Below are 21847 nucleotides of genomic sequence, written 5' to 3'. Positions count from 1 at the left end.
AGTTCGCCCACGTGGAGTCGGTTGTGGAGACCGGCGCGCGTGGCGGACGTCCTCGCGCACGTCCACGAGGCGAGGATCGTGCACCGGGACGTCAAGCCCGCCAACATCATGGTCTGCCCGGACGGGCGCGCCGTGCTGATGGATTTCGGCATAGCCCGTGACGACGACTCCCTCACCCGTACCGCCACCGCCACCGGGAGGTACTTCGGTACGCCCGCCTACATGGCACCCGAACAGTTGCAGGGCCGAGCCGCGACGCCCGCCTCCGACGTCTACGCGCTGGGCATCGTCCTGGTCGAGAAGCTCACCGGCCACCGCCTGCCCGTCGCCCAGCTCATGCCCCAGGTCCGCTCCGCCATCGGCGAGCCGCTGCGCTCCCTGCTTGCCCGGATGACCTCGGCCCAGCTCGAGCAGCGGCCCAGCGCCGCCGAATGCGCCGAACAACTGCGTGCGCCGGCTAGGCCGGCGACGCCGCGAGGCACGCCGATGACCCGGGCGGAGAAGCGGGAACGGCTCGTCCCGCCCGCGGTCCTGCTGGTGCTGTACGCGATCGTCCTGTTTCTGCCGGGCTACGGAGACGCGGACTGGAGCAGACCCGTCATCCGGTTCTTCGCCATCCAGATCCTGGAACCCGAAGAGGACGACGTCATCCTGTGGAACGACTCGGCCTGGGGAGTCGTCACCACGCTCGGAGCGTTCGTCGGGGTGGCGGCCGTCCTGGCCATGACCGTGGCACTCGCCCCACACGCCCGGCTCCCGCAGCGACTGGCGGGCTATGGCGCAGTGCTGCTCACCGTGTTCTGCCTCGGCTGGCAGGCGACGTCCTCCCCGCCCCACTACGACGACATCACCGACCAGCTCTTCTACGGCACATGGCTCTTCTACCTGACAACGGCGCTGGCCATCGCCACGTACGTCTACCGCGACCGCCGCACCCGCCGCCCCAGCCCCCAGCCGTAGCGCCTCGGTAGGCGGCCAGGCCGTCGAGGTCGACGCGGCCGTGCTCGTCGACCTCGATGCGGACGGCGCGGGCGGCCGTGAGTTCCGCTGCCCGGCATGCGCCGATGCCGGGCAGCAGGCGACAGTTCCCCTGCGTGGACCACGCCCCCGGCTACCAGGCGTTGCCTGCCTGATGAGGCACTATCGCAGGGCCCGGCGGACCTTCTCCCACCCCTTGTGGCTGAGGTTCCTGTCGCTCAGGGCCGGGTTCCTGGTGGAGTTCGTCCGCAGCAGATGCCTGTGGTCGGCCAGCTGGGGCACGGCCACCAGCCACTGCGCGCTGGCCCGGGTCAGGACGATGACCGCGTCCCGCTCGATGGCCTTGCGCACGAGCCGGAAGCCGTGTCGCTGGGACGGCAGGGTGATGGGCAGCGGCTTCCACGCTTCCGCGCGGTAGCCGTGGAACTGCACGGCCAGGACGCGCGCGGCGAGCTGGCCGTAGGTGTAGCCGAGACTCCGGAGGCCGCCCAGGGTACGACGCCACCACCGGCCACCGGGGGTGGTCTCGAGACCGAGGGCGGGATCGAGGTAGTGCATGGGCATGCCGTCCGTGGAGGCGGCGTTGGCCAGGGCCCGTTCGGTGATGCCCCGGCGGGCGTAGACCGCCTGGTCCTCGACGGAGCGGCCGGGATTCGCCAGCAGCATGACCACCGCGGCGTCGTGAGGCCCGAGGAAGGGTTCAGGCGGCAGGGACGCATCGATCCGGTAGGGACTGACCTCGGGGAGCAGCGCGTTGAACGCGCGCATGCTGGCGCGGCCCGTGGGGGTCGGGGCGGAGCGACGGCCCGGTGGCGGTCGGTTCCGCACCGCGCTGGAGCGGAGAGCGGCAGACGAGTCGTGCTGTACGCCGGATTCTGTCTCCGGGGGTCCTCGCGGGCCCTCGGGAGGCGGTCATCCATCTGGGGCCGATGTCACCATCGACCTCGGTGCGGTCTACCCGCGGACTCGGGCGAGCAGCCCTCGTGCGTCCGCGCAGGGCCGCCTCGCGGCGGCCCCTCTTGACCTTGCTCCGGGTGGGGTTTACCGAGCCGCCCAGGTCACCCTGGGCGCTGGTGGTCTCTTACACCACCGTTTCACCCTTACCGGATGCCGTCTGAAGGCTCCGGCGGTCTGCTTTCTGTGGCACTTTCCCGTGGGTCGCCCCAGGTAGGTGTTACCTACCACCCTGCTCTGCGGAGTCCGGACGTTCCTCGACGTGGCTGCGAGGCCACACCGCGACCGCCCGCACGGCTCGTCTGCCGTGCCGCCATCCTACGCGGTCACGCCGGGGCGAAGCGCACCGGTGACCTGCCGGGATCGGCGTGCAGGAGGCGGACGCGCACGGGCTCGCCGAGGGGGAGGGGCGGCCCGTCGGGCGGGGCGGAGACGCGGCCGGGGACGGGTGGGGACGCGAGATGGACCGTGCCCTCGTGCGGGTGGTCCTCGTCGACGTCGACGACGTGGCCGTCGAAGACCTCGCCGACGTGGTTCCACAGCACGGCGGCGTCCAGCAGCTCCGCGCAGTCCCGCTCGACGGCCGCCGCGCGGCGCTCCCCGGCGGCCATCGCGGCGGGCAGGGCCGCCAGGTGGGCGGTCACCCACTCGGGGGCCTCCCGGCCGGCGTCGGCAGCGAGGCACAGTTCGCCGGTGTAGCGGTCCACGAGACGGCGCAGGGGCGCGGTGCAGTGGGTGTACGGCCCGGCGACGGCGGCGTGCACGGTGTGGTCCGGGGGCGGGGCGCCGGCCCCGAGCACGGTGTAGCTCCCGCCGCGCAGCAGCGCCGTGCACTCCTGGAGGAAGGCGGCGTGCCGGGGTTCGCGGGGGTCGAGCGAGCGGATCAGCTCGGCGTAGGACGTGTGCCGGGGCCAGGGGACGTCAAGGGCCCGGGCGACGCGGTGGAGGCGGGCCACGGCGCCGTGCGGGGCGCTGGGGAGGGTGCGCAGGAGGCCGGTGCCGCAGCGCAGCATCAGCTCGGCGGCGGCCATGCCGGTGAGCAGGGAGAGCTGGGCGGCCCACACCTCGGTCGGGGCCGGGGGGCGGAAGGCGAGCCGGTAGGCGTCGCCGTGCGGGACGGCCTGCTGCCCGGGCAGAGGCAGGGAGACACCGCCGCGGGCGCGCTCCTGCCCTTCCCTGAGCCGGCCGACGACGCGCAGCAGGGCGAGGGACTCCTCGGCGGTGCCCTCCTCGATCCGCTGCTGTGCGGTGGCGTGGTCGAGCCGGGCGTGGGAGCGGACGAGGGCACGGCGGACGTGGGTGGCGGTGGGGACCCCGTCGGCGTCGAGGTCGTGGGTCCACAGGAGGGCGGGGCGGGGCACGTCGGGGAGCAGGGCGGCCGCGTCCTCGCCGATCCGGTGGGGGAACAGGGGGACGCGCAGGTCGGGGTAGGCCAGGGTGGTGACGCGGCGGTGGGCCTCGGTGTCCAGGGGGCGCCCCGGGGTGACGAAGGCGGCGATGTCGGCGACGGCGTGGCGGACGCGGTAGCCGCCGTGCGGCCGGTGCGTGAGGTACAGGGCGTGGTCCGGGTCCCGTGCGCCGGTCGGGTCGAGGCTGAAGAACGGCAGGTGGGTGGCGTCCTCGGCGGGCAGCCGGGGGCTGCGGGCGGCCCGCACGGCGTCGGCGAGGACGGAGGCGGGGAAGGCGTGCGGGACGCCGGTCCGGTGGCGCAGGTCGTCCAGTGCGCTGCGCAGGGCGGCACCGTCACCGCCGGTGACCTGGAGATGGCGGCTGGGCATACGGCGAGCCTAGGGCCGTAGGCTGCTGGTCGCCGCTTTTGTCGGACCGTGAGGAGAAGAGACCGTGCTCGTGCTGCTGCCGCCGTCCGAGGGGAAGGCCCCGCCCGCGCCCGGTGGGGCCGGGGAGCCGCTGCGGCTGGACGCGCTGTCCCTGCCGGGGCTGACGGAGGCGCGGGAGCGGGTGCTCGCCGAGCTGGTGGCCCTGTGCGCGGAGGCGGTGGACGGCGACGACGCCAAGGCCCGCGAGGTGCTGGGGCTCAGCGAGGGCCTGCGCGGGGAGATCGCCAAGAACGCCGGGCTGCGCGAGGCGCCGGTGCGTCCGGCGGGGGAGATCTACACCGGGGTGCTCTACGACGCGCTGGGCCTGGGCTCGCTCGACGCCGTGGCGCGGCGTCGGGCGGGACGGGCGCTGCTGGTGTTCTCCGGGCTGTGGGGCGCCGTCGGGGTGGACGATCCGATTCCGTCGTACCGGTGCTCGGGCGGGGTGAAGCTGCCGGGCCTCGGCGGTCTGGGGGCGTTCTGGCGCGGTCCGCTGGCCGAGGTGCTGCCGGGGGCGGCCGGGGACGGGCTGGTGCTGGACCTGCGCTCGTCGGCGTACGCGGCCATGTGGAAGCCGAAGGGCGAGCTGGCCGAGCGGACGGTCGCGGTGCGGGTGCTCCAGTCGCAGCTGGTGGACGGGGTGGAGAAGCGCTCGGTGGTGAGCCACTTCAACAAGGCGACGAAGGGGCGCCTGGTGCGCTCGCTGCTCACCGAGGGCACCGAGCCCGCCTCGGCGGCCGAGCTGGCCGAGGCCCTGGGCGATCTCGGTCACCGGGTGGAGCTGGAGCCGGCGGAACGGGCGGGCCGCCCGGCCCGGCTGGACGTGATCGTCACCGACGTGCGCTGAGGGCGCTGCCCCGCGCCGCCTCGGTGGGGCGGTGGGGCGCCGCCTCGGTGGGCCTGGGCCCGTTCGGGTGACCGGGCCCGGGCCGTCACCAGAGGACGGGCAGGCGTTCCGGGAGGCGCTTTAGGAAGCCGGCGCGCCAGACGAGCTGGTCGACGTCGACGGCCCCGGTGCGGCCGGGCGCCTTGGGGCCGATCGCCTTGAGCACGGCCTTGCGCAGCCCCGCGCCGGTGGTGTCGCCCATCATGCCGCGTTCACCCGCACGTCACCCGAAGGGGTGGCCGCGCGACCGGAATAGGGGGCTGTGCCGGACGGTTGGGGAGGGCATGGGGAACCTCGCACAGCCGCACCGGCAAGAGACCGAAGTCCTGCGGTACGCCGCCTTCTCGGCCGATCCGCGGGGAGGCAACCCGGCGGGCGTCGTGCTCGACGCGGCGGGGCTCGACGACGCGGCCATGCTCGCCCTCGCCGCCGAGGTCGGCTACTCGGAGACGGCCTTCCTGACCCCCGCCCCGGAGGCGGACGGGCCGGGCCGGACGTTCACCGTCCGGTACTTCAGCCCGCTGGCGGAGGTGCCGTTCTGCGGCCACGCCACCGTGGCCGCGGCGGTGGCCGTCGCCGAGCGGGCCGGCCCGGGGGAGTTGCTGTTCGAGACGCGGGCGGGCGCCGTGCCCGTCGGGGTGGTCCGGAGCCCGTCGGGGGAGCTGCGTGCCACGCTGACGAGCGTGCCTCCGCACACGGAGGAGATGGCGGGGGAGGACCTGGCGGAGGCGCTGGCCGCGCTCGACTGGCGGGCCGGGGAGCTGGACGCCGCGCTGCCCCCGCGCATCGCCTACGCCGGAGCGCGCCACCTGGTGCTGGCCGCCGGCACCCGTGACCGTCTCGCCCGGCTGGAGTACGACTTCGAGCGGCTCAAAGCCCTCATGCTCCGGCTGGACCTGGTGACGCTCCAGCTGGTGTGGCGCGATCCGGAGAACGCCACGGTCTTCCACGTCCGGGACCCGTTCCCGGTCGGCGGCGTCGTCGAGGACCCGGCCACGGGGGCCGCGGCGGCGGCGCTCGGCGGCTACCTGCGGGAGCTGGGCCTCGCGCCGGACAGCGCGGTGCTGACCCTGCACCAGGGAACGGAGCTGGGCCGTCCGGGCGTCCTGACGGTGGAGCTGCGGCACGGGGACACCCGCGTCCACGTCTCGGGCCCGGCCGTGCGCATACCGTGACCGCCCCGCCCATGCCGTGAGCGCCGCGCACACGGGGGGCCACGTGCGGCGCCGGCGCCCGCCGCCGGGTGGCTGGAGGGCCGTGGATCAGCCCTCGTCCTCCGGGCGGGGGGCGGCCGGCCAGGACTCGTCCGCTCCGACCCAGTGCACCTGCTCCGGGTCGGAGAGGTCGATGTCGGGGAAGACCTCGCGGACGCGGCGTTCCAGGTCCTTCTCGGCCACGGGCTCCCAGCCGACGCCGCGCAGCCAGACGAGCCGGTAGCCGTGGTCGCCGTCGCCGAACGACCCGACCACGACCCGGTAGCGCGGCTCGTCCGGGCGTTCCGTGTCCATGGGTCCACTGTGAGCACGCTTCACCGCAGCGCGCATGCCGGAAGCCGCCGATCGTGGCGGGCGCGGCCCGCCGTCACCCGGCCCGGCACGCGCTCCGGGGCGTGACGACCACCGTCACCGTCGCGCCCGGCCGGGCGTGCACCCGTGCCGTCGCCGCCCGGTCCGAGGGGAGCGAGGGCGTCGGCGTGCCCGCGTGACCGGTCACCCGGACCCGCCAGCCGCCCCGGCGCGGCGGCACCCGCACCTCGGTGAGGCCGCGCCCCGCCCGGTACACCAGCCGGTAGGCGCCGGTGTCCGGCGCCTGCTCCTCCGCGCTGATGGTGCCCGCCACCGCCGGGGCGTAGGGGGCCGCCGTCTGCTCCTTGTTGGCGCGGAAGCGGCCTTCCTCGTCCACGGCGCAGTAGCCGGCCCCGTAGCACCAGACGTAGCCCGCCCAGCCCGAGCTGTAGCGGTTCAGTGAGACGAGCGCGTCGCGGTAGAAGAGGCCCATGTTGGGCAGGGTGGTGTTGAGCGGCCCCCACTCGCCCACGACGATGGGCACGCCGTACCGCTCGGGGTAGACGGTCACGGCCGCCTCGTAGGCCTCGATCCAGCCGGCCTCGGGGTCGTAGTCGGTGCCCGCCTCCATCGCGGTGTTGTAGAAGTGCGGCGCGTAGACGGCCTTGGGGTCGTGGACGCGGCCCAGCCCCGTGGGCACGCCCTCGCCCACGATGGGGGTGGGCTCGAAGAAGATCCAGTTGTCCTCGTCGACGGAGCGGATCGCGTCCGCGAGGCGGTTGTACATCGGGGTGAGGTACTCGGCCTCGATGCGCCGGGCCGCCGTCGGCAGGTCCTCGCCCGGCCGGATCTCCCCCATGGGCTCGTTGATCAGGTCGTAGCCGAGGACGGCCGGATGGCCGGCGAACCGCTCGGCCAGGACCCGCCACATCCCGGTCTGGGACCGCTGTAGGTCGGGGTCGGTGTAGAGGTGGGTGAACGCGCGCTGCACGGCGGGCTCGAAGTACTCGGAGAACCAGTCGTCGGGGTGCGGCTCGAAGGGCAGGCCGTCGGTCCTGGTGGCCCACTCGGGGATGCCGCGGTGTCCGAAGGCGGGCCCGAAGACGTCCTGGTGCGCGTCGATGAGCACATGGATGCGATAGCGGTGCGCCCAGTCCAGCACGCGCTCGATCTTGTTCAGGTAGGCCTCGCTGTAGTGGCCGCGCCGGGGCTCCAGATCGTCCCAGAAGACCAGCAGCCGCGCGAAGTTGAAGCCCCGGTCGCGCAGGTCCCTGAAGTGGCGCTCGGTGATGGCGGAGAGCGCCTGTTCGCCCCGGTTCGCCTTGTCCTCGACGTTCCAGCCGCGCAGGGTGAGCACCCGGCCGCGGTCGTCGGTGAGACGGGGCGGCCCCCGCGGCCCGGGGTCCTGGCCGGCGGCGGTCGCGGGTGCGGTCCCCGCGCCGAGTACGACGCAGCACAGGAGCGCGGCGAGGGCGGCGATCAGGCGTCGGTACACGGGCGGACCTCCGGTACGTCGGTACGGTGGTTCCTCGGTGCCGGAGATCCCACCAGGCCGCCGGACGGGCCATCAAGAGTCCGTCGTGACAAACTTCGCGCGCCGCCGCCCGCCGGAGCGCGCCCCGCCGGAGCGCGCCCCGCCGGAGCGCGCCCCGCCGGAGCGCGCCCGCCGGAACCGGCCGCCGGAAACCGTCCTGCGCTCAGCCGCGGCCGATGAACGGCATCGTCGTCGCCAGGACGGTGGCGAACTGGACGTTCGCCTCCAGCGGGAGCTCCGCCATGTGCACGACGGTGCGGGCGACGTCGGCGGCGTCCATGACGGGCTCGACGGCCGTCGAGCCGTTGGCCTGGAGGATGCCGCTGCGCATGCGTTCGGTCATCTCGGTGGCGGCGTTGCCGATGTCGATCTGGCCGCAGGCGATGCGGTGGGGGCGCCCGTCCAGGGAGAGCGACTTCGTCAGGCCCGTCATCGCGTGCTTCGTCGCCGTGTAGGCGAGGGAGTGCGGGCGGGGGGTCTGGGCGGAGATGGAGCCGTTGTTGATGATGCGCCCGCCCTGGGGGCGCTGGCGCTTCATGACGCGGAACGCGGCCTGGGCGCAGAGAAACGCGCCGGTGAGGTTGACGTCGACGACGGACTGCCAGTCGGCGTGGGAGAGTTCGTCGGGCGGGACGGCGGGGCCGAAGGTGCCGGCGTTGTTGAACAACAGATCGACGCGGCCCCGGCGGATGAGGGCGGTGTCGAACAGTGCCGTCACGGCCCCGGGGTCGGTGACGTCGGTGGAGACGACCGCCATGCGTCCGGCGGCCTCGGCGGAACCCAGGGCGGCCGTCTCCTCCAGGGCCGCTGCCCGGCGCCCGGCCAGCGTCACCGACCAGCCGGCCTCCGCCAGGGCGAGGGCCGCGGCGCGGCCGATGCCGGAGCCGGCTCCCGTCACCACGGCGCTGCGCGATGCGCCCGTGGCCGGCTCTCGCCCACCACGCTTCAACGTTTCGTTGATGTCCGTCATGTCCGCAGCGTACGCGAGGTGCCGAGCGCTTCCCGGCGTCACCCGATGGCCACTCCGGTGACGCGTACGTGCCAACGCCGCGCCGCTCTGGCCCGCTGCACTCGTCCTCATGACGCACTCTGGGAGCGCAGACAGCGAACTGAGGGCCGCTGCCCGTCACTTGGGCCGCCGCCGGTTTCTGACGGTCACGGGTGCCGCCACCGCACTCGCCTTCGGCACCAACCTCCCCGACACCTCGCGGGCGGCGGCCGCCGCCCGCGAGCCGCGCTTCACCCGGGAGCCCTTCACTCTCGGTGTGGGCTCCGGCGACCCCCTGCCCGACTCCGTCGTCCTGTGGACCCGCCTCGCGCCGCAGCCCTTCGAGCCCGACAGCGGCATGCCGGCCCGACCCGTCCCGGTCCACTGGGAGCTGGCGTACGACGCGGACTTCCGCCGCATCGCCCACCGCGGCACCGTCGTCGCCCACCCCGAGTACCACCACGCCGTCCACGCCGAGCCGCGCGGTCTGGAAGCCGGCACCGACTACTGGTTCCGCTTCCGCGCCGGGCGCCACCTCAGCCCCGTCGGACGTACCCGCACGGCCCCGGCGGCCGGCTCCGCCCCCGGGGCGGTGCGCTTCGCCCTGGCCTCCTGCCAGCGCTACGACCAGGGCTACTACACGGCCTACCGGCACCTGGCCGCCGAGCCGGACCTCGACGCCGTCCTGCACCTCGGCGACTACCTGTACGAGTACGCGGTGGACGCCGCCGCGGGAGCCCGCGGCTACACCGGCGAGGCGCGGCTGCCCGGCCTCTTCCGCCGCGAGACGGTCACGCTGGAGGACTACCGGCTGCGCTACTCGCTCTACAAGGGCGACGAGGACCTCCAGGCCGCGCACGCCGCCGCCCCGTGGATCGTCACCTGGGACGACCACGAGACGGAGAACAACTACGCCGACGCCCTACCGGAGAACGGCGTCCCGCCCGAGGAGTTCCTCCTGCGCCGGGCCGCCGCCTACCGCGCGTACTGGGAGAACATGCCGCTGCGCCGGCCGCAGCGCCCCGAGGGCCCCGACCTCGCCCTCTACCGGCGGCTGCACTACGGCCGGCTGGCCCAGATCGACGTCCTCGACACCCGGCAGTACCGCGACGACCAGGTGAACGGGGACGGTTGGAAGCCGCCCACCCCCGAGTCCGAGGACCCCGCGCGGCAGCTCCTCGGCGCGACCCAGGAGCGCTGGCTCACCGAGGGCTGGCACGCCTCGGACGCGGTGTGGAACGTCCTCGCCCAGCAGGTCGTCTTCTCCCGGCGTCGCAGCCGCGTCGAGAGCCCCTCGCCGCTGTCGATGGACGCCTGGGACGGCTACCCCGCGGCCCGGGAGCGGGTCCTGCGCGCGGCGGACGCGGCCGGGATCGAGAACCTGGCCGTGCTGACCGGCGACGTCCACGTGCACTACGGCCTGGACATCAAGCGGGACGCCGACGACCCGGCCTCCCGCACCGCCGGTGTGGAGGTGGTCACCTCCTCCGTCTCCAGTGGCGGCGACGGCCGCGAACGCCCCGGCAACTGGGACCGCCTCACCGCCGCCAACCCGCATCTGAGGCTGTACGACGGGCGGCGCGGCTACGTCGTCCTCACGCTGGACGAGCGGCGGCTGCGGGCCGACTACCGCACGGTCCCGCACGTCACCACGCCCGGCGCACCCGTGACGACGGCGGCGTCCCTCGTCTCGGCCGCCGGAGAGCCGGGCCTGCGCCCGGCTTGACGGCCCGGCGTCGCCGGAAGGCCCGGCTCACATCGGCGCACCGGCGGCGGGCGCCGCTGTGAGCGGAGGCATGCGCGTGGTGGCCGGGGCCGGGCCGGGCGCCTGGGAGAATGTGTGAGCCGTCAACAATCTCCGGAGAGGTGCATGTCCGAACCCGGCCCGTCCTGCCCGGCTGCCCCCGCCCCCACGAGCCCCGACGACCCGACCGCCCCGAGCCTGCCAGCCGCTGGGAGCAACCCGACCGCCCCGAGCGCCCCAGCCACCCCTGGCTCCCCGGACGCCGCGAGCCCCCCGGCCGCGGCGGAGGGGCCGCGGCTCACCCGCAACCAGCGGGCCGGTCTCCTCCTCACCCTGATCCTCGGCAGCCTCACCGCGCTGCCGCCGCTCTCCATGGACCTGTACCTCCCGGCGCTGCCCCAGGTCGGCGAGGCCCTGGGCAGCAGCGCGGCGGGCGTGCAGCTGACCCTCACCACCTGCCTGCTCGGGCTGGCCCTCGGCCAGGTCGTCGTCGGCCCGATGAGCGACCAGTTCGGGCGCCGCCGTCCGCTGCTCGTGGGCATGGTGTGCTACGTCGTCGCCAGCGTCGCCTGCGCCGTGGCCCCCACCATCGGGACGCTGACGCTTTTCCGCCTCCTCCAGGGGCTCGCCGGTGCCGCCGGGATAGTGATCGCCCGGGCCGTCGTCCGCGACCTGTTCGACGGGCTGGCCATGGCCCGGTTCTTCTCCACCCTCATGCTCATCTCCGGCACGGCCCCGGTCCTCGCGCCCGTCTTCGGCGGCCAGCTGCTGCGGGTCACCGACTGGCGCGGCGTCTTCCTCGTCCTCGCCGTCGTCGGCCTCGCGCTCACCGTCGTCACCGCGAACCTCCTCCCCGAGACCCTGCCCCGGGACCGGCGGCACAGCGGTGGCCTGCCCACGGCCCTGCGGGCCATGCGCGGCCTCCTGGCCGACCGGGTGTTCAGCGGCTACCTGCTCACGGGCTCGCTGGCCTTCGCCGGGCTGTTCGCCTACATCGCGGCCTCGCCCTTCGTCGTCCAGGAGATCTACGGCGCCTCCCCGCAGACGTTCAGCCTGCTGTTCATGGTGAACTCCATCGGACTCGTCGCCGTGGGCCAGCTCAACGGCAAGGTGCTCGTCGGCCGCTTCGACCTCGACCGCGTCCTGCTGCTCGGTCTCGGCATCACCGGCGCCGCGGCCCTCGCCCTGCTGCTGATGACATCCGGGACGTTCGGCGAGCCGGGGCTGTCCGCCATCGCCACCGGCCTGTTCGTGCTGATGTCCGGCATGGCCCTCGTGCTGCCCAACGCCAACTCGCAGGGCCTTCAGCGGGCACCGCACGCCGCCGGTTCCGCCTCCGCGCTGCTCGGGACCGCGCAGTTCCTCGTCGGCGCCGTCGCCTCCCCGCTCGTGGGCGTCGCCGGCGAGGACACGGCCGTGCCGATGGCCGTCGTCCAGGTCGCCACCCTGACACTCGCCGCCGTCTGCTTCGTGGGGATGTGCCGCCCGTGGCGCGCCGACCGCTGACGCCCGGCACGCCCGAGCAGGCAGGGCTGGACGCCGTGGAGCTCGCCGGCCTCGTGGCCGCCGTGGACGCCCTGCCCGCCCGCGGCTGGTGCGGCGGGGCCGTCGTGGCCGCCGGGCGGGGTCCGCACCTGGTGGTCGAGCACGCGACGGGCTGGGCGGTGCGCTGGGCCTCCGCCACGGAACCGGCCGCCCACCCGGTGCCGGCCACCCCGGACACCCCGTTCGACCTCGCCTCCCTCACCAAGCTGTTCACCGCGGTCGTCGCCGTCCAGCAGCTCGAGCGCGGCGCCTTCGCGCTGGACGAGCCCGTGGCCGCGCACGTGCCCGAGTTCGGTGCCGCGGGCAAGGGGCACATCACCCCGCGCCAGCTGCTCACCCACACCTCCGGGCTCCGTCCCGAGCTGCCCTTCCACGACGGACACGGCCTGGAACTCCTGTGGGCCGAACCGCCCACCCGCGGCGGCCCCTGCTACTCCGACCTCAACCTGCTCGCCCTCCAGGCCGTGCTGGAGCGCACGAGCGGACGGCGGCTCGACACCCTGGTCCGGGACGGTGTCACGGGCCCGCTCGGCCTGACCTCGACCCGCTTCGGCCCGGTACCGGAGGCCGCCGCCACCGAGGACCAGCGGCGTCCCGTGGCCAAGGCCGACCGGGGCATGCTGCGCGGCGTCGTCCATGACGAGAACGCCCACGCGCTCGGCGGCGTCACCGGGCACGCGGGCCTGTTCTCCACCGTCCGCGACCTCGCGACGCTGTGCCGGGCCCTGCTGGCCGGCGGGACCGTCGACGGCGTCCGGCTGCTCGCCCCGGAGTCGGTGGGGCTGCTGCTGGACGCCCCCGGGCTCGGCTTCGCCGTCGACCAGCCCTGGTTCATGGGCAAGCTGGCCGGGCGCGGCGCCGCCGGGCACACGGGCTTCACCGGCACGAGCCTCGTGCTGGACCGCGCGACGGACACGTTCCTCGTCCTCCTCGCCACCACCGTCCACCCCGTCCGGCCGCGGCGCCCCGACAGCGGGCCCCGGGCCGTGGCCGCGAGCCATCTGGCCCGCGCCGTGCGCTGACCGGCGCCGCCGGCCCCACCCGTCCGGCCTACCCTTACAGCGTGTACGAGCAGAACCTCCGCGCTGCGCTGGACGCGCTGCTGACCGGTCTGCCGCCCCGGCAGGCCACGGCGGCCGTCGAGCGGCTCATCGCCAGCTACCGCGGTGCCACCCAGACCCACGCCCCCGTCCTGCGGAACCGGGCCGACGCCGTCGCCTACGCGGCCTACCGGATGCCGGCCACCCACGGTGCCGCGGCCGCCGCGCTGGCCGCCACGGCCGCCCGGCTGCCGGGCTGGGCCCCCGCCACCCACACCGACCTGGGCGGCGGCACCGGCGCCGCGACCTGGGCGGTGGCCGGAACCTGGCCGGGGACGTGCGCGAGCACTGTGCTCGACTGGGCCGAGCCCGCCCTCGCGCTCGGGGCCGAACTCGCCCGCACCGCGCTGCCCGACGTGCGCTGGCGGCGCGGCAGGCTGGGCGGTGACGGGGAGCGGGCGGAGACCGACCTCGTCACCGTCTCCTACGTGCTGGGCGAGCTGACGGAGACCGACCGGACGGCGGTGGTCGCGTCCGCGGCCCGGGCCGGACGGGTCGTGGTCGTCGTGGAGCCGGGCACGCCGGAGGGGTACCTGCGGATCAGGGCCGCCCGCGAACGGCTCGTCGAGGCGGGGCTGCGGGTCGTCGCGCCCTGCCCGCACAGCGCGGAGTGCCCGATCGTGCCGGGCGAGGACTGGTGCCACTTCGCAGCCCGGGTCAGCCGCTCCTCCCTGCACCGCCGGGTCAAGGGCGGGACGCTGCCCTACGAGGACGAGAAGTTCAGCTATGTCGCCGCGGTGCGGCCGGAGCTGGCCCCCGAGGGCGGGGCCGGGCACTCCCGTGTCGTCCGCCGGCCGCAGATCCGCAAGGGGCAGGTGCTGCTGGAGCTGTGCACGCCCGCCGACGGGCTCGGCCGGACGACCGTCACCAAGCGGGACCGGGACGCCTACCGCGCGGCCCGCGACACCGACTGGGGCGACACCTGGCCACCGGCGGACTGACCTGGCCGGGGCCGGGACGGGGCCAGGGAAGGGCCAGAGCCAAAGCCGGGGCCGGGCCCGACCGGGCGCTCCGGGGCCCAGGTGCCCGGGGCCCGGCGGCACGGGAGGTGCGCCGGGCTCCGGGCACGCGGAGCCCTACGCGCGCAGCTCCGCGGTGCAGCACTTGACGCTGCCACCACCCTTGAGCAGCTCCGTCAGGTCGACCGGGACCGGCTCGTAGCCGCGCTTCCGCAGCGGCTCGAACAGCCCGGAGGCGGCCTGGGGGAGCAGCACGTGATGGCCGTCGCTGACGGCGTTGAGCCCGAACGCGAGGGCGTCGGCCCGCTCGGCGATGATCGCGTCGGGGAACAGCCGGGCGAGCACGGCCCGGCTGCCGGGCGAGAAGGCCGGCGGGTAGTACATGACCTCGCTGTCCGACCCGTCGTCCAGCACGCTCAGCGCGGTGTCCAGGTGGTAGTAGCGCGGGTCCACCAGGTCGAGGCCGACGACCGGGCGGCCGAAGAACTCCTGGGCCTCCGGGTGGGACAGCGGGCTGCTGCGGAAGCCGCGGCCCGCCAGCAGCCACGACCTCGTCACCGCGAAGTCGCCCTCGCCCTCGTTGACGTGCTCGGGCTCGTGGATCTCGGTGAAGCCTCGCGCCCGGTACCAGGCGCGGTGCGCGGCGGCCTCGGCGGCCCGCTCGGGGTGGGCGAACCGGGCGCCGAGCACCCGGCCGTCCACCACCGTCGCGCCGTTGGCCGAATAGACCATGTCCGGCAGCGCGGGGTCCGGCTCCAGCTCCTCGACGGTGTGGCCGAGCTCGCGGTAGCGGTCCCGCAGGGCCTCCCACTGGGCGATCGCGAGCGGGAGGTCGACGGGCTTGCCGGGGTCCATCCAGGGGTTGATGGAATAGGTGACTCGGAAGTGCACGGGTCGGCACATCAGATAGCGTCTGGCTGCGTACACGAGAGCTCCTCACGGGGTCGCCGTGGACTGGTGGCCACATCGTCCACCGTGGGGCACGAGTTCCGCATGATCCTTCCGGGGGATTCACAGCCGCCCCGGAGAACCCCCCGGGTGGCCGGTGCCCCAGGCGGTCACCCGCGTTCCTCCCGGAGTCTGCGCAGCAGTTCCCGCCGCGCCGCCATGACGTCCCGCGTTCCCGGCGGTCCGCCCGGCCCGCCGGCGCCTCCGGCGCCCGAGAGGGCCTTGCGCGAGAGGCGGGTGCGCTGACCTCCGACGCCGAGCGGCTTTCCGTCGCGTCCCTTGCTCATCGGGGCCTCCTGATCGTCGTCCGTCCGTGCCGTCGTCGTCCGTTCCGGTCCGGGGTTCGTACGTTCCGGACGGATCCACTGTGAGACGAGACGGTCCGTCTTGTCAAGACGGTTCGTCTCGTCTCCTTCGTTGCTACGGTGTCCCCATGCCCCCGACGCCAACCCCGCGCACCCCCGACGCCAGCCGCCGCAGCGAGCGCTCGCGGCGCGCCATCCTCGAAGCCAGCCTCGAACTCGTCGGCGAGGCCGGGTTCCAGAAGCTGACCATCGAGGCCATCGCCGCCCGGGCGGGCGTCGGCAAGCAGACCATCTACCGCTGGTGGCCCTCCAAGGCGGCGATTCTGCTGGACGCCTTCACCGCCCGCGTCGAGGACCCGGAGTACGCCGCGGGCCTGCCCGACACCGGCGACCTCGCCGCCGACCTCAAGACCGTCCTGCGGGCCACCGCCGACGAGTTCACCGACCCCGGCTTCGAGGCGCCCTACCGCGCCCTGGCCGTCGCCGGGGCCGCCGACGCCGAACTCTCCCGGCAGTTCGCGGAGCGCCTCACCGGGCCCGGCCTGGCCGCCTACCGCGACCGGCTGCGCACCGCCCGGGAGGCCGGAGAGCTCGCCTCCGACGTCGACCTGGACCTCGCCGTCGCCCTGCTGACCGGCCCCTTCTTCCAGCGCTGGCTCACCCGCGGCGGCCCGCTCACCCACGCCTTCGCCGACGCGCTCGTCGACACCGTCCTCGCCGGGCTGCGCCCGCGCGACGCCTGACCGGAAACCACCGCGGGACCCGGCCGAACCCGGTACGGGACCCGGCGGAGCCGGTGGTCATGGCCCCGGATTCCCGGACATGGCCCGACGTTCCGTATCCTCGGAGGATTCAGTGGTCCTCGCGGGACTCAGCGGGATGTGGGCGCCACGGCAGCGAAGGAGAGCGGATGGAACGGGAAAGCAAACTCTCCGGGTGGCTGCGCCGCCGCTCGCGCGGCGCCGAGAGCCGGGCCGAAGAGGCGGCCCGCGCCCGGGAGGCTCTGCTGCTCGGTGCCGCCGCCGCCGGGTTCCCGCTCGCCGTCGCCGCCCACCCCGAGGGCTACGGCTGCTCGTGCGAACGCATCGGCTGCCCCACCCCCGCCCGGCACCCCGTCTCCTTCGCCTGGCTGACACAGGCCAGCAGCGACCCGGAGACCGTCCTGCGCTGGGCCCGCGGCCGCCCGCAGGCCAACTTCATCACCGCGACCGGGATCACCCACGACGTGCTGGACGTCCCCCACGAGGCCGGGCGCGCCGCCCTGGAGCGACTCGACCGCGAGGGCGTCGAGACGGGCCCGGTGGCCGTGCTCGGGGAAGAGCGGATGCTCTTCTTCACCGCCACCCGCGGGACCCCCGAGGACGAGGACGAGTGGTGGCCCTGCGAGCTCGACTGTCACCCGGAGACGATGGACGAGCATCCCGGCATGCGCTGGCACTGCCGCGGCAGCTACGTCCTCCTCCCGCCGGCCAGGCTGCCCGGCGTCACCTCCCCCGAGGTCGCCTGGGTACGGGCCCCCGAACGCCCCCTGCCCGACCCGCTGACCCTGCTGGAGGCGCTGACGGACGCCTGCGCCGCCTATGCCGACTCCGCCGCCGGGCAGGACGTCCCCGGCTCCGCCGCCTGGCCCGTCCGCTGAGCCGTCTTTCTCTCCCCCCAGCCGCCGCCACCCGGCCGGCACGCGGAACGGCCCGCCCGAAGAGAGTTCCGGGCGGGCCGAGAGATCAGGCCCCTGCGCCTACACGCCCACGCGCCTGCCGGGACGGTACGGCGAGAGGACCGTGGGCCGCGTCAGCTGCAGGTCCGGTAGTCGTACCCCGCGCGACGGGCGTTCCCGCTCCCGTCGTAGAAGGCGTAGCGGCCCTGCGAGTCCCGCCAGACGTTGAACGAGCCAGCGTATCCGCCGAACGTGTCGACCGCACCGTTGCCGTTGGTGTCCAGCAGCCCCCCGTCGGCCATACCGAAGGTGTCCTTGCCGACGGCACCGTCATCCGGCAGCCCGTGGTACTGCTGCCACGCGACCGTCGCGGCCCGCGTGTTCTTGCCGAACACCCCGTCGATCCCGCTCCACGGGAGAAACCCGTCCGCCCACAGCACCTTCTGCCACAGGCAGGTGGCGTTGGAGTTCGCGTTCGTGCTCGTCGTCAGGACGCCCTCGTCACCCCAGTCGTCGCCGAACCAACCGCCGCCCTTGATGTAGGCGTTCCCGTTGTAGCTGTTGCTCGCGACCGCCGGCGACGATGCGAGGGCCGCCGCGCCGCCGATGGCGATCACGACGGCGGCCGAGGCGGCTTTCCTGCGCAGTGACATCTCTTCCCCTCCTCCCGGGCCGCGGGCGAGTGCCCCCGGATGGGGCGCCCGAAGGGCCCGCGGCTCGTCACGAGGGCGGCCGTCCCCCCGCTCCCGCTATGGCAGCCGCCCCCGTGAACAGCCCTGACACTAGGGCGCGGTGCGCGGCACCGCGTCCGGCACGGGGTGGAGCCGGGGCGTGAGACTCGCGGTACCGGCCCGGACCCTACGACTTCGGCGGTACCGCGGAAGTGTGACGCCGCGCCCGGCCGCCCCCGGATACGCTGCGGCGATGCAGTTGCCGCGGATTTCGATGCGCAGGCACCCCCTGGCCGTCGACATCGGCATCGCGTTGGCCATGCTGGGCTGTGCGCTGCTGATGGGCCAACAGGACACCCTTGAGGGATATCCGCCGCTCGACGCCGTCGGCTACACGCTCAGCACCGCCGTCGGCCTGTTGCTGTGTGTCCGGCGCCGTGCCCCGGTCGCGGTGGCCGCCGGCGTCCTCGCCCTGTGGGCGGCGTACATCGCCCTCGGATACTGGCCGGTGGTCAACAGCCTCGTCGCGCTGCTCGCCCTGTACACCGTCGCCGCCGCCCGCCGGCTGGCCGTCGCCGTCGCCGTCGCCGCGGTACTCGGCATGATCTGGACGTACTCCGCGTTCGTCTCACCCCACGGCTCGGTCCCGGCGGCCGCGGCGATGGGCGTCGTCGTCCCGGCGGTCCTGGTGCGGTTCGGCCGCTCGGCGCACCAGGCCGAGCGGCGCGGCGAGCGGCTGGCGGAACTCGCCGCGCACCTCAGGGCGGAGCGGGACGAGAAGGCGCGCCGGGCGGTCGCCGACGAGCAGGCACGCATAGCGCGCGAGCTGCACGACGTGATCGCCCATCACATGTCGGTGATCTCCGTCCAGTCCGGCCTGGCCCGGTACGTCTACCGCACCGACCCCGCCACCGCCCGCCGGGCACTCGGCACCATCGCGGACACCTCGAGCGAGGCGCTCGAGGAGATGCGCCGGATGCTGACCCTGCTGCGCCGGGGCTCCGACGACCCCGAGTCGTACGCCCCGATGCCGCGGCTGAGCTCGCTGGCGGAGGCGGCGCAGCGGGTGCGTGCCGGGGGAGTGCCCGTGGACCTGATCGTCGAGGGCGAAGCCAGGCCGCTGCCGCCTGGCGTGGAGCTGTGCGCGTACCGCGTGGTGCAGGAGGCCCTCACCAACGTGCTGAAGCACGCACGCCCCGCCCGCGCGGAGGTACGCGTCCGCTACCGGCCGCACAGCCTTCACGTCAGCGTCACCGACGACGGAGAGCGGACGGATTCGGCCAGAACCGGGACCGGCGAGGGCCACGGCTTGATCGGCATGCGCGAACGCGCCAAGCTTTACGGCGGCACCGTGACCATCGGACCCCGCCCGGAGGGGGGTTTCCAGGTGCGCCTTGCGCTGCCGACCTCCGCCACACCGGCACCGGAGGAGAGGGCCGAAGGCTGAAGGGGACAGGCGCCGACCATGACGACCCGGGTCCTTGTGGCCGACGACCAGTTCCTCGTCCGGGCGGGCATCGTGGGGTTGCTGGAAGCGGCGGACGGCACCGAGGTCGTCGGCCAGGCGGCGGACGGCCCCGAGGCGGTGCTCCAGGCCGCGAGGTGCCGCCCGGACGTCATCCTCATGGACATCAGGATGCCCGGGATGAACGGCATCGAGGCGACCCGGCGCATCCTGGCCGCAGCGTCGGACCCGGCACCGCGCATCCTCATCCTGACCACGTTCGACCTCGACGACTACGTCTACCGGGCACTGCGTGCCGGAGCCTCCGGGTTCATGCTCAAGGACACCGGCCCCGAACGCCTGCTGACGGCGGTGGCCGCGGTGGCCGGTGGCGACACCCTGTTCGCGCCGAGCGTGACGCGGCGACTGGTGGAGGCGTTCACGAGCACGGCCCCGGCCACGGAGCCCGTCGGCGGGCACCCGGAGCTGGACCAGCTCACGGCCCGCGAGACGGAGGTGCTGCGGCTGACCGGTCGGGGCCTGTCCAACCGGCAGATCGCTCAGCGGCTGGTCATATCCGAGGCCACGGTCAAGACGCATCTCAACCGCGCGATGACGAAGCTGAACCTGGCCAGCCGGGCCCAGGCCGTGGTGCTCGCGTACGAGACGGGGCTCGTGGTCCCCGGGGGCTGACCGCGCGTGCCGTCCCCGCCCACCGCGGCACGGCCCCAGGGGCGCCGAAGAGACGCCCCTCGGCGACAGTGCCTAGGAGCCCTCGGCGGAGATGAGACCGGCGCGCTGGTCTAGGAAGTCGACCTGGGCGTCCTGGGCCTCGGGCACGGTGACGAGCTGCTGGTACAGGTACGCCTTGGTCAGCGTCTGCCGTGCCTCCCCCTTGAGTAGCGGCTTGACGAGCGGGTCGACGGCCGGGGTGTAGCCCTCGGCCACGGTCTGCTTGGTGTGCTGGTGGACGGCGAAGAACACGACCGCGCCCCCGTCCTGCGTGTACAGGCCCATCACCGGGTACCGCTCGGGGTCCGCCGGGGTGTCCGCCCACTCGTTGCGGGCCGCCGGCCGGTTGGCGGACTCGGCACGGGTCTTGCGCCGCTCGGTGGTGAAGCGGCCGGGCGCGAAGGCCTCGCCCTCGCCCTTCTGGAGGAACTCCGTGTAGGACTTACCGAGTCGGGCGGGCTCGACCGCCAGCGGGTCCGTGGCGTCCTTGCGCAGGGGCCGGGCGTGGCCGTCCTCGTCGGCGGCGAACTCGGGGGCGGCGTCCGGCTCGACGACGGACAGGTACGACGCCTTCCAGTCGGCCTCGACGCCGTCCCGCGAGAACATGACCAGCCAGTGCGCCCGGACGTCGCCGACCTGCCCGGGGGCGGAGGCGAGGAAGTACTTCGGCCAGCCCGCCTGCCGCGGGATGTGGAACTCCGCGTCCCGCAGTTCGAGCGGCTTGAACTCCTCGTCCCCCTCGGGGTGCACGGCCTTCAGCGCGGTCAGCGCGGCCCGCTCGCTGTCGCCCAGGGGGCCGTGCTGGACGGTCGTGCTCAGGTCGGCGTCGAACGAGCGGTGCGCGGTGTTCCGGACGTCGACGAAGTTCTCCAGCACCTTCTCGGCCTCGGCCTCGGTGGTGGCCGGCAGGACCGCCGTCTCACCGTGCACCGTCATGCAGCCGGTCAGTCCCACCAGCATGCCGGCCAACGCGGTCGTGACCGCCGCCGCACGCACCCACGCCCACATGTGCCCGTGCCCTCCCCGAGCCCCCGGTTCCGTCCTCGCAGGCGGCACCCTACCCGTCCCCGCCCCGCGCACCGGCGCGGGGTCGGCCCGACGGAACCGGCCGACCCGCCGGGCCGGGGGTGGCCGGCTGCGCCGCGGGGTGGCGCTTCCGCCGGCCCGGCTGCGTCAGGGGAGGGTGAGGATCTCCGCGCCGGCCGGCGTGACGACGAGGGTGTGCTCGAACTGGGCCGTGCGCTTGCGGTCCTTGGTGACGACCGTCCAGCCGTCCTCCCACATGTCCCACTCGTGGGTGCCCAGCGTCAGCATCGGCTCGATGGTGAACGTCATGCCCGGCTGCATCACGGTGGTGGCCCGCGGGTCGTCGTAGTGCGGGATGATCAGCCCGGAGTGGAACGAGCTGTTGATGCCGTGGCCGGTGAAGTCCCGAACGACGCCGTAGCCGAAGCGCTGCGCGTAGGACTCGATGACGCGGCCGATGATGTTGATCTGCCGGCCGGGGCGCACCGCCTTGATGGCGCGGTTCAGCGCCTCCTCGGTGCGCTCGACGAGCAGCCGCGAGGTCTCGTCCACGTCTCCGACGAGGTACGTCTTGTTGTTGTCGCCGTGGACGCCGCCGATGTACGCGGTGACGTCGAGGTTGACGATGTCCCCGTCACGCAGGACCGTCGAGTCGGGGATGCCGTGGCAGATGACCTCGTTGACGCTGGTGCACAGCGACTTGGGGAAGGCGCGGTAGCCCAGCGTGGACGGGTAGGCGCCGTGGTCGCACAGGTAGGTGTGCACGACTTCGTCCAGCGTGTCGGTGGTGGTGCCGGGGGCGATGTGCCGGGCGGCCTCCACCAGCGCGCCCGCCGCGATGCGCCCCGCGACGCGCATCCGCTCGACCGTCTCGGCGTCCTGGACCTCGGGGCCGGAGTAGGGAGTCGGAGCCTCCTTGCCCACGTACTCGGGGCGCGGAATCGAGGCCGGAACGGTACGCCGGGGGGAGAGGGTGCCGGGGACGAGGAGCGACTGGCTGGACATGCGGACGAGTCTAGCCGTGCCGGGCGTGGTGACCCCGGCCCAGGTGGGG

22 protein-coding genes and 1 other RNA gene are annotated in these 21847 nt (G+C 74.4%); 11 read left to right on the top strand and 12 right to left on the bottom strand.

Annotated elements, in window-relative coordinates:
- The first annotated feature begins 39 nt into the window (after positions 1-39).
- The gene (locus tag O7609_RS04840) at positions 40-960 is read left to right on the top strand and encodes a protein kinase domain-containing protein (RefSeq protein WP_269743122.1); all 921 of its coding nucleotides are present in this window, start codon (positions 40-42) and stop codon (positions 958-960) included.
- Positions 961-1140: 180 nt separating this feature from the next.
- Here O7609_RS04840 and O7609_RS04835 read toward each other — a convergent pair whose 3' ends face one another.
- The 3 genes from O7609_RS04835 to O7609_RS04825 all read right to left on the bottom strand — a co-directional run bounded on the left by O7609_RS04835 (position 1141) and on the right by O7609_RS04825 (position 3710).
- Positions 1141-1746: a hypothetical protein gene (locus O7609_RS04835; RefSeq protein WP_269743121.1), complete on the bottom strand. Its 606-nt coding sequence runs from the start codon at positions 1744-1746 to the stop codon at positions 1141-1143.
- 80 nt (positions 1747-1826) lie between these two features.
- Positions 1827-2233, bottom strand: an RNA gene (gene rnpB, locus O7609_RS04830) — RNase P RNA component class A.
- A 25-nt stretch (positions 2234-2258) separates the two neighbouring features.
- The gene (locus O7609_RS04825; RefSeq protein WP_269743120.1) at positions 2259-3710 is read right to left on the bottom strand and encodes an RNB domain-containing ribonuclease; all 1452 of its coding nucleotides are present in this window, start codon (positions 3708-3710) and stop codon (positions 2259-2261) included.
- A gap of 64 nt (positions 3711-3774) precedes the next feature.
- Here O7609_RS04825 and yaaA point away from each other — a divergent pair, with 64 nt between their 5' ends.
- Entirely contained in the window at positions 3775-4596 is an 822-nt protein-coding gene (gene yaaA / locus O7609_RS04820) for a peroxide stress protein YaaA (protein WP_269743119.1), read from the top strand.
- Between the two features lie 85 nt (positions 4597-4681).
- Here yaaA and O7609_RS04815 read toward each other — a convergent pair whose 3' ends face one another.
- The gene (locus tag O7609_RS04815) at positions 4682-4840 is read right to left on the bottom strand and encodes a hypothetical protein (protein ID WP_269743118.1); all 159 of its coding nucleotides are present in this window, start codon (positions 4838-4840) and stop codon (positions 4682-4684) included.
- Between the two features lie 79 nt (positions 4841-4919).
- On the opposite strand from O7609_RS04815, the gene O7609_RS04810 reads away from it, so the two are divergent.
- Complete coding sequence (locus tag O7609_RS04810; RefSeq protein ID WP_269733666.1) at positions 4920-5810, top strand: PhzF family phenazine biosynthesis protein; 891 nt, start codon at positions 4920-4922, stop codon at positions 5808-5810.
- A gap of 87 nt (positions 5811-5897) precedes the next feature.
- Here the strand turns inward: O7609_RS04810 and O7609_RS04805 are convergent, their stop codons facing one another.
- The 3 genes from O7609_RS04805 to O7609_RS04795 all read right to left on the bottom strand — a co-directional run bounded on the left by O7609_RS04805 (position 5898) and on the right by O7609_RS04795 (position 8644).
- A complete protein-coding gene (locus O7609_RS04805) occupies positions 5898-6143 on the bottom strand; it encodes a hypothetical protein (RefSeq protein WP_269733665.1) in 246 nt (81 codons plus the stop codon).
- Between the two features lie 73 nt (positions 6144-6216).
- Positions 6217-7635 carry a glycoside hydrolase family 5 protein gene (locus O7609_RS04800; RefSeq protein ID WP_269743117.1) on the bottom strand — a complete coding sequence of 473 codons (1419 nt, stop codon included), beginning with the start codon at positions 7633-7635 and terminating at the stop codon, positions 6217-6219.
- Between the two features lie 202 nt (positions 7636-7837).
- A complete protein-coding gene (locus tag O7609_RS04795; RefSeq protein WP_269743116.1) occupies positions 7838-8644 on the bottom strand; it encodes an SDR family oxidoreductase in 807 nt (268 codons plus the stop codon).
- 109 nt (positions 8645-8753) lie between these two features.
- Here O7609_RS04795 and O7609_RS04790 point away from each other — a divergent pair, with 109 nt between their 5' ends.
- The 4 genes from O7609_RS04790 to O7609_RS04775 all read left to right on the top strand — a co-directional run bounded on the left by O7609_RS04790 (position 8754) and on the right by O7609_RS04775 (position 13992).
- Positions 8754-10388, top strand: a complete 1635-nt coding sequence (locus O7609_RS04790) for an alkaline phosphatase D family protein (protein ID WP_269733662.1) — start codon at positions 8754-8756, stop codon at positions 10386-10388.
- A 144-nt stretch (positions 10389-10532) separates the two neighbouring features.
- Positions 10533-11912, top strand: coding sequence for a multidrug effflux MFS transporter (locus O7609_RS04785; RefSeq protein WP_269733661.1), 1380 nt, complete (start codon positions 10533-10535; stop codon positions 11910-11912).
- The gene (locus tag O7609_RS04780; RefSeq protein WP_269733660.1) at positions 11894-12973 is read left to right on the top strand and encodes a serine hydrolase domain-containing protein; all 1080 of its coding nucleotides are present in this window, start codon (positions 11894-11896) and stop codon (positions 12971-12973) included. The genes O7609_RS04785 and O7609_RS04780 overlap by 19 nt, the downstream gene beginning before the upstream one ends.
- A gap of 41 nt (positions 12974-13014) precedes the next feature.
- Positions 13015-13992 carry a small ribosomal subunit Rsm22 family protein gene (locus O7609_RS04775; RefSeq protein ID WP_269743115.1) on the top strand — a complete coding sequence of 326 codons (978 nt, stop codon included), beginning with the start codon at positions 13015-13017 and terminating at the stop codon, positions 13990-13992.
- Between the two features lie 135 nt (positions 13993-14127).
- Here O7609_RS04775 and ddaH read toward each other — a convergent pair whose 3' ends face one another.
- Both ddaH and O7609_RS04765 read right to left on the bottom strand, forming a co-directional pair.
- A complete protein-coding gene (gene ddaH, locus O7609_RS04770; RefSeq protein WP_443072058.1) occupies positions 14128-14937 on the bottom strand; it encodes a dimethylargininase in 810 nt (269 codons plus the stop codon).
- A 131-nt stretch (positions 14938-15068) separates the two neighbouring features.
- Positions 15069-15245 carry a DUF6243 family protein gene (locus O7609_RS04765; protein ID WP_269733658.1) on the bottom strand — a complete coding sequence of 59 codons (177 nt, stop codon included), beginning with the start codon at positions 15243-15245 and terminating at the stop codon, positions 15069-15071.
- Positions 15246-15391: 146 nt separating this feature from the next.
- On the opposite strand from O7609_RS04765, the gene O7609_RS04760 reads away from it, so the two are divergent.
- Together O7609_RS04760 and O7609_RS04755 are read left to right on the top strand one after the other, a co-directional pair.
- Complete coding sequence (locus tag O7609_RS04760; protein WP_269743114.1) at positions 15392-16006, top strand: TetR/AcrR family transcriptional regulator; 615 nt, start codon at positions 15392-15394, stop codon at positions 16004-16006.
- Positions 16007-16173: 167 nt separating this feature from the next.
- Positions 16174-16902, top strand: a complete 729-nt coding sequence (locus O7609_RS04755; protein ID WP_269733656.1) for a bifunctional DNA primase/polymerase — start codon at positions 16174-16176, stop codon at positions 16900-16902.
- 152 nt (positions 16903-17054) lie between these two features.
- Here the strand turns inward: O7609_RS04755 and O7609_RS04750 are convergent, their stop codons facing one another.
- Positions 17055-17573 (bottom strand): peptidoglycan-binding domain-containing protein, encoded by a 519-nt coding sequence (locus O7609_RS04750; RefSeq protein ID WP_269733655.1) that lies wholly within the window; start codon positions 17571-17573, stop codon positions 17055-17057.
- 271 nt (positions 17574-17844) lie between these two features.
- Here O7609_RS04750 and O7609_RS04745 point away from each other — a divergent pair, with 271 nt between their 5' ends.
- A complete protein-coding gene (locus O7609_RS04745) occupies positions 17845-19038 on the top strand; it encodes a sensor histidine kinase (RefSeq protein ID WP_269743113.1) in 1194 nt (397 codons plus the stop codon).
- An 18-nt stretch (positions 19039-19056) separates the two neighbouring features.
- Positions 19057-19728: a response regulator gene (locus tag O7609_RS04740; protein ID WP_269733653.1), complete on the top strand. Its 672-nt coding sequence runs from the start codon at positions 19057-19059 to the stop codon at positions 19726-19728.
- A gap of 72 nt (positions 19729-19800) precedes the next feature.
- Here the strand turns inward: O7609_RS04740 and O7609_RS04735 are convergent, their stop codons facing one another.
- Both O7609_RS04735 and map read right to left on the bottom strand, forming a co-directional pair.
- The gene (locus O7609_RS04735) at positions 19801-20727 is read right to left on the bottom strand and encodes a hypothetical protein (protein ID WP_269743112.1); all 927 of its coding nucleotides are present in this window, start codon (positions 20725-20727) and stop codon (positions 19801-19803) included.
- Positions 20728-20940: 213 nt separating this feature from the next.
- Positions 20941-21798: a type I methionyl aminopeptidase gene (map, locus tag O7609_RS04730; RefSeq protein WP_269733651.1), complete on the bottom strand. Its 858-nt coding sequence runs from the start codon at positions 21796-21798 to the stop codon at positions 20941-20943.
- Positions 21799-21847: the final 49 nt, after the last annotated feature.

It is taken from the genome of Streptomyces sp. WMMC1477 (assembly GCF_027460245.1).
Taxonomy (GTDB): domain Bacteria; phylum Actinomycetota; class Actinomycetes; order Streptomycetales; family Streptomycetaceae; genus Streptomyces.
Note: the sequence above shows the minus strand (reverse complement) of the source record. Positions and strands in the feature narration are given on the sequence as shown.